This window comes from Nocardiopsis sp. NPDC055824, from assembly GCF_053616335.1.
Genome location: NZ_JBSHDN010000045.1, coordinates 31,917 through 38,583, shown reverse-complemented (window position 1 = coordinate 38,583; position 6,667 = coordinate 31,917). Strand labels below are relative to the sequence as shown.

At 75.9% G+C, this 6,667-nt stretch carries 4 protein-coding genes; 3 read left to right on the top strand and 1 reads right to left on the bottom strand.

Annotation, left to right across the window (positions count from 1 at the left end; translation table 11 throughout):
• Positions 1-5: 5 nt before the first annotated feature.
• Complete coding sequence (locus tag ACWGL3_RS12370; protein ID WP_452461280.1) at positions 6-716, bottom strand: lysoplasmalogenase; 711 nt, start codon at positions 714-716, stop codon at positions 6-8.
• Between the two features lie 470 nt (positions 717-1,186).
• Here ACWGL3_RS12370 and ACWGL3_RS12365 point away from each other — a divergent pair, with 470 nt between their 5' ends.
• From ACWGL3_RS12365 to ACWGL3_RS12355, 3 genes are all read left to right on the top strand, one after another.
• Positions 1,187-2,137 carry a conjugal transfer protein gene (locus ACWGL3_RS12365; protein WP_267946526.1) on the top strand — a complete coding sequence of 317 codons (951 nt, stop codon included), beginning with the start codon at positions 1,187-1,189 and terminating at the stop codon, positions 2,135-2,137.
• A gap of 72 nt (positions 2,138-2,209) precedes the next feature.
• The gene (locus tag ACWGL3_RS12360; RefSeq protein WP_267946525.1) at positions 2,210-2,533 is read left to right on the top strand and encodes a hypothetical protein; all 324 of its coding nucleotides are present in this window, start codon (positions 2,210-2,212) and stop codon (positions 2,531-2,533) included.
• 18 nt (positions 2,534-2,551) lie between these two features.
• Complete coding sequence (locus tag ACWGL3_RS12355) at positions 2,552-6,631, top strand: TcpE family conjugal transfer membrane protein (RefSeq protein ID WP_452461279.1); 4,080 nt, start codon at positions 2,552-2,554, stop codon at positions 6,629-6,631.
• Positions 6,632-6,667 lie beyond the last annotated feature (36 nt).

Sequence of the window (6,667 nt, the reverse complement as noted above, 5' to 3'; positions counted from 1 at the left end):
GCCCCTCACGCGCTGTCGGCCGGCGCCGCGCCCGGCACGGGGGCGGTCCGGTCCGGTGTCCGCAGCCGGGCCAGGACGCCGAGCACGAGCAGCGCCTGCGCCGCGGTGTAGGTGAGCATCACCCAGAAGCCGTCCCCGGGGAGGCCGAACCCGGGGACGAACGCCCCGAGGGCGATCAGGCCGTCGGAGACGAGGAACAGCGCCCCGCCGGCCCCCGCGAGCGGGTGCACCCCGGTGGCGAGGACCGCCGCCGCCCCCAGGCAGAGTCCGTACAGGAGCACCGGGACCAGCAGGTCTCCCGCGCCGGGGGCGCAGGCCAGGGTCAGCGCCCCCACGACTCCGGCGTAGGGGACGAGGAGCGCCCGGCGGCGGTGGAGGACGCTGTCCGACCGCAGGGGCGCGAAGGCGACGGCGTACACGACCTGCGCGACGAGGAAGAACCCCACCATCAGCAGGAACGCGGTGTCGCCCGAGGCCAGTGCGGGCGCGGTGTCGCCGAGCCAGGAGAGGCCGAGGGCGGTCGCGGCCAGGACCGCGAGGCGTGCGCCCGGCCGGGGGGCCTCTGCGAGGAGGACGACGGCGAGGACGGGCATCAGCAGCGCCTGTGTCGGGCGGGACCAGTCGTCGGCGCCGTACCACTGGACGACGAGGTGGACGGCGGACAGCGCGGTGTAGAGGGCCAGCAGGGCCCGTGCGAGGGGGCGGCGGGGGAGCATCGCGCCATCCTAGGCGCCGCACCGCACCGTGCCGAGTGGGCCCCGGGGCGCCCGCCGCGGGGGCGCTGTGCGTGCGGGGGCGGTGGGAGGGGTGGGGCCGCGGTGGCGTCCCCGGGGTCCTCGGAGGGGGTTCGGATCCTCCCGAAGGAGATCCCGGTTACATCCCGTCAACGGTTTCCTGCCCCCGGAGGACAGAACTTGCTCCCTGCCGAGTGACTAATCGCTTTCCGGTCCAACCAAAACTGCGCCGACGTGCACAGCCCCACCTTGAGTTCCATGAACCATTGCTGTGGTATGCACCTTTTGGGAAGTTCTACCGTTGCGCGCAATGCGCTGTTGGCGGGGAAACGCGGAGTCACGGAGGCCCCTCCCAACCCCCACAATGCCTCACTATAGGGATGGGGTAGACAAGGGCGTGGCGGATACGCCGTCCGAAGCGGGCGGCGCGGAACTGTGTGCAGGAGGCGGGGATGGCGAAGGCGTCACGACGCGGCACCGCCGTACGTGACCGGGAGGGCGACGAGATGGAGTTCGACGCCCCCCGAACCCGACGGCCCCGTGCCGGGTCGGGCGGGCGCTGGTGGGTCGGCGTGGGACGCGCCGTCCTGTGGGCGTTCATCATCGTCGTCGTCTTCAACGGCATCTGGTTCCCCCTGCGCGGGGGGTTCGCCCTGCCCGCGGCGTCCGAGGAACCCGAGCAGGCGGAGGAGCCCGCCTACCCGGAGACGGCGGCCGCGGCCTTCGGGCTCCGGTTCGCCGACGCCTACCTCGACACCGCCGACACCGAGGCGCGGCTGTCGGCCCTGGCGGCGTTCGTCCCCGAGGGCGAGGCGGCCGGACTCGAGGTCCCCGCCGACAGCCTCACCGGGGACAACCTCACCGTCGTCGCCGTGGACGTCCACGACGACCACAACGCCTCGATCATCGTGCGGGCCGACGTCAACGGCGAACCCATGCGCCTGGACGTGCCCGTCTACGCCGACGGGGACTCCCTGGTGGTGGCCGGCGCCCCGGCCTTCCTCGCCCCGCCCAGCCGGGCGAGCCTGCCGGAGGACGCCTCCTTCGAGACCGACCCGCAGGCCGCAGAACAGCTCACGGAGGTGCTGCCGGGCTTCTTCGAGGCCTACGCGGGGGAGCCCGCGCACCTGGAGCGCTACGTCGAACCGGGCGTCACCATCGCCCCACTTCCGGAGAACAGCCTGGAATTCGTCGAACTGTCCGATATGGCGGTGCCATCACAGTCCCCGAACGGGGATGATGACGTACGACAGGTAGCGGCGACGGTCACGTGGAGCGTTCCGGCCCCCGACGGGGCCGAAGCCGGGCGGGTGACGCAGAACTACCTGGTCACGGTCGTCGACTCCGGTTCCGAGTGGCACGTCCGCGACATCCAGGGAGCCCCTCGCTCGTTCGGCGGGTGACGGGGCCAGTAGGCAAGGAGACGAGAAGAACCATGAGCACACCGGTCACGACAGCGGAGGACGGCGCCTGACATGCTCCCCCTGCTGTCATCCACACCTGACGTGTTCCATGCCGTCGGCGCCACCGACCTGCTGACCCTCGCGGTCGAGACCACCCCGACGGAGAACGCCCCCGACACCGGGGGCCTCGCCGACTTCCTGCGCGGCTTCTTCGGGCCCCTCTTCCTCGTCATCGTGTCCATCGTGGCGGTGTTCTTCCTGTTCACGAGGGAGATCACGCGGTTCGCGCAGTTCATCATCCTGGCGATCTTCATCGGGATCGTGTTCTACGTCCCCGGCATCATCGAGGTCATCGCAGTGGCGCTCGCCCGAGCGATGGGCGTATCGACGGAATAGGCGAGGGAGGCCGGGAACGTGGATCTGCCCACGTACACCAACATCTGGCGTATCGAGAAGCGGCTGTACAAGCTCTACGATTTCCGGCTGCCCATGCCGCTCCCGGTGGGCACGTTCGGGGTCGCCCTGGGCGTGTTCGCGCTCTGGGTGGTCCTGCTCAGCATCCTCAACGCGCCCTTCGCGTTCGGCAACGGCTGGCACCTGGTGCTCTGGGTCGTGCCCCCCGGGGTGATCACGGTGCTGGCGACGCGGCCGGTCATCGAGGGCAAGCGGCTCACCGAGCTGCTCATCTCCCAGGCGCGCTTCCTCGCCGAGGCCAGGGTGTACACCCGCCTGGCCCCCGAGTACGAGCCCTCCGAGGTCCGCGTGGCGGTGCGCGTGTGGCACCGCGACCCCGAGGCGGGCCCCCTGGCCGTACCCAGGCGCCGCCGCGCCGGGCGCCGGGCGGTGGAGGCCGCCCCCGCCGCGGTCCCGGCCGAGGAGACCACGGCCGTGCGCCCCGTGCCCGCGGCCGCGCCCCCGCTGCCCGGCCTGGCCGAACGCGTCTCCGCGTCCGCGTCGGCGGTCGAGGAGGCGCCGGCGCCCGCCGCGGCGGGAAGGGGCTCCGGGGGCGGGGACCGCGAGCCGGTCCGCGTCTCCGCCGCACCCCTGCTCCCGGCCTCCGCCGTGAGCGCGCCCGCCGCGCCCTCCCGGGTCGCCTTCCCGGGGGAGCGGACCGCGCCGGAACGGACCGGCGGGTCCGGGGACGCCGGGGCCCCCGCGCGCGAGGAGCGCGTACCGGTCGCCGTCGCGTCCCTCGCGCGACCCGGTGACCGGGCTCCGGAGGACGACCGGGGCGAGGAGTTCCACGCGTCCGAGGCCTCCGCGGGGTCCCACGGGGACCCCGGCACGCCGGATGGTCCCGACGGGCCGCGCCGGGGGGTCGGCCGCCGCGTGCTCAACTACTTCGGGTGGGGCCTGCGACCGGAGCGCCCCGCCGCCCCGGAGGAGGCCGGGAGCGGCGACGACGGCGAACGGGACGCGTTCGACGAGGAGCCGGTCCACCGGACCGAGAACGACGAACAGCGCGACAGCGACGCGTGGTTCGCCAACCTGCGCGCCTCCTCCGGCGAGACCCCCGTCGGCCTCACCTCCAAGAACGCCTACTCCCTCGGTGACACCGGCGCCCTCAGCCGGGACGAGGTCGCCGACGCCGTCGCCGGGAACCGGGGACCGGGACGGGAGCGCCGCCGTGCCGAGGAGGTGATGTCCGCCCCCGACCCCGAACCGCAGGACGACACCCCCGCCGCGCGGCGCCTGCGCGGCCGCACCCAGGGCATCCGGGTCGCGAAGGACCTGGAGGAGCGCCGCACCGAGCAGGTGCGCGAACGGGGCCCCAAGGAGCAGCGCCCCGTCCGGGCCCAGGGAATCGGCCTCCCCGAAGCGGGGACCGCACCCGCCCCCGGCGAAGGGGACCGGGCCCCCGAGGAGCCCCGGGTTCCGCGCCGCCGGGGACGCCCGCACGCCGCCCCGTGGGACCTGGACGAGGAGCGGGCCGAGGAGGGCCCCGCCGACCACGCGGACCTGTCCGACTACGCGGTCCGCTTCGCGGCCGCCACCGGTCGGCCCGCCGCGGAGACCGCCGTGCCGTGGCTGCCCCCGGCCGCCGCCTCCCCGGCGGAGGCGGACCGCGTGGACGCCGGGCAGGCACCGGGACACGGGACCGGTCCGGCTTCCGGCCAGGACGCGCGGGCCACCGGCGACGCCGCCCACGACACCGCGGAACCCGGGGCTCCGGCCGCCTCCGCCACGGTCACCGAGGCCCCGCAGACCCCGCAGGCCCCGGTCGCACGGGAGCAGGCGCAGACCCGGATCCCGCGCCCCCCGGAGCCTCACGGAACGGGGCCCGCGGCCGACGCCGCGGACGGTGCCGGGGCGGCCCGCACCGCGGCCGCGGTCCCCGCCCCGGAACTGGACCACGGCACCGGCGAGCAGGACGCCATGCCCCGGAGGCCGGAGGAGGAGCCGGAGGACCGGGGACCGGAGTGGGACGCGCACATGTCGGTGCTCGACCGGCACCTCATCACGGCGGACACCCCGGCGCCGCCCCGTCCCAAGTTCGCCGACGCCGTCCCCACCACCGAACGGGACGCCCCCCGCGACCCCGGCGAGTGGTTCGAGGACGGGAAGAAGCGCCACCCGGACCAGCCCAAGGTCGGCGACCGCGGCAACCCGGTCATCCCGGCCGGCGAGCTGCGCGAGGACGGCGCCGCCGTGTCCGGACCCGCCGACGACCCCGGCGCGGAGGCGGCCAGGACGGAGGCCGCGGAGCCGGTGCGTCGCGCGCCGGAACCGGAGGAGGCGGAGACGGCCGGGCCGACGGAGGCGGTCCCGGAGCCGGACGCCCCGGAGGAGGGGGCCAAACCGCCCACCCAGCTCGACCACGGGACCGGCGAGCTCGTCAGCTTCGCCGAGGTCCGCGACGAACCGGAGCGGGCCGACCGCAACGTGCGCGCGGACCCCGGCACGGGAACGGCGCGCCGGCGCACGGTCTCCGACCTGGAGGAGGCCGAGGCCGCGGCCCTGGCCCGCCGCCGCGCGGCCGCGGTCCGCGACGCCGGGCGCGGGGAGGACGGCCGCGCCGACGGCGTACGCCCGGCGGGGACCCGCTCCGAGATCGCCCGCTCCGAGGCGGCCGGTTCCGGGGCGGAGGCCGCCGCCGAGGCGGCCCCGCGGACCAGGTGGACCATGCGCGCCACCGGCGCGGCGGAGGACGTGCCGCCCGCCCGGGAGGACACCTCCGCACCGGATCAGCGGGACGCCCCCGCCGACGCGGACGGGCACGAGAGCGCCGCCCGCGACCCCAGGGGCAACCCCAGCATGGCCGACGCCCTCGCGGCGGAGGGCCCCGGATCCGAGGACCTGTGGTTGCGGGAGACGGGGGAACCCGGCGACGGGGCCGGGGCGCCCGACACGGGGCAGGACCCCCGCCCGGACCCGGGGTCCGCGGACGGCGCCGACCCCGGTGACGGCGTCTTCCACCGGGTCGCCCAGAACGCCCGCAAGCTCGGCCAGCTCTTCGGGCAGCCCGTCCCGGGCGACGAGCCCGAGCCGTCCGCCCGGGACCCCCGGCCCCAGCTGGAACTCGACCACGGCACGGGCGAGCAGGAGAGCCTGGGCGACACGCCCAACGGCGTCCCGTCGCAGCGGCCCCGGCCCTCCGAGCCCGTCAGGGAGCCGGAGGAGCCCCTCCGCGGCGAGCCGGGCGGCAGCGAGTCCGGCGGCACCCGGGGCTGGCGACGCCTCGCCAAGGTCGTCACCGGCGGGGCGGCGCCCGTCCGCTCGGACCTGCCCCCCAGCGACATCGAGCGGCTGCGCACCCCGCTGGAGGGCCCGCGCAGCCTCGTGGTCCTGGGGTGCACCGGTGGGGCGGGGCAGACGGTCACCACCCTGATGATCGGCCATACCCTGGCCGCGCACCGCGACGACCTGGTCGTCGCGGTCGACGTCAACCCCGGACCCAACGGCCTCTCCCGCAGGGTCGGGGCCCAGACCCCGGAGACCCTGACCGCCCTGCTCGCCAACGCGGACGCGATCGGCGACTACGCCCGGATGAGCGGCTACACCAGCCGGTCGGGCACCGGCCTGGAGGTCGTCCAGACCCTGGACGACCCCTACGTCCAGACCCTGGACGACCGCGACTACGGCCAGCTCGCGTCCCTGCTCGGCTCGTTCTACGGCATCACCCTGCTGGACCCCGCGGCCACCGGCGTCGCGCGGGCGCTGCCGGTCGCGGACGGCCTGGTACTGGTCGCCCCGGCCAACGCCGACGCCGAACGGGCGGTCTCGATGACGTTCGACTGGCTGGACGGCAACGGCTACAACGCGCTGCGGGCCAACTCGGTGCTCGTCGTCAACGGGGTCAGCAAGCGCAGCCTCAAGGACGTCGACGCCGCCGAGCGGGTCGCGCGCGGGCGCTGCCGGGCCATCGTCCGCATCCCGTGGGACGACCACCTCGGCTCGTCCTACACCAGGATCGACGTCGGGGCCCTGCGCCCGGCCACCAAGCGCGCCCACGGTGCGCTCGGCGGCGTCCTCGTCAACGCGCTCGTCCGGTAGCGGCCGGGCCCGGCCCCGGGCGCTCCCCGACAGGGG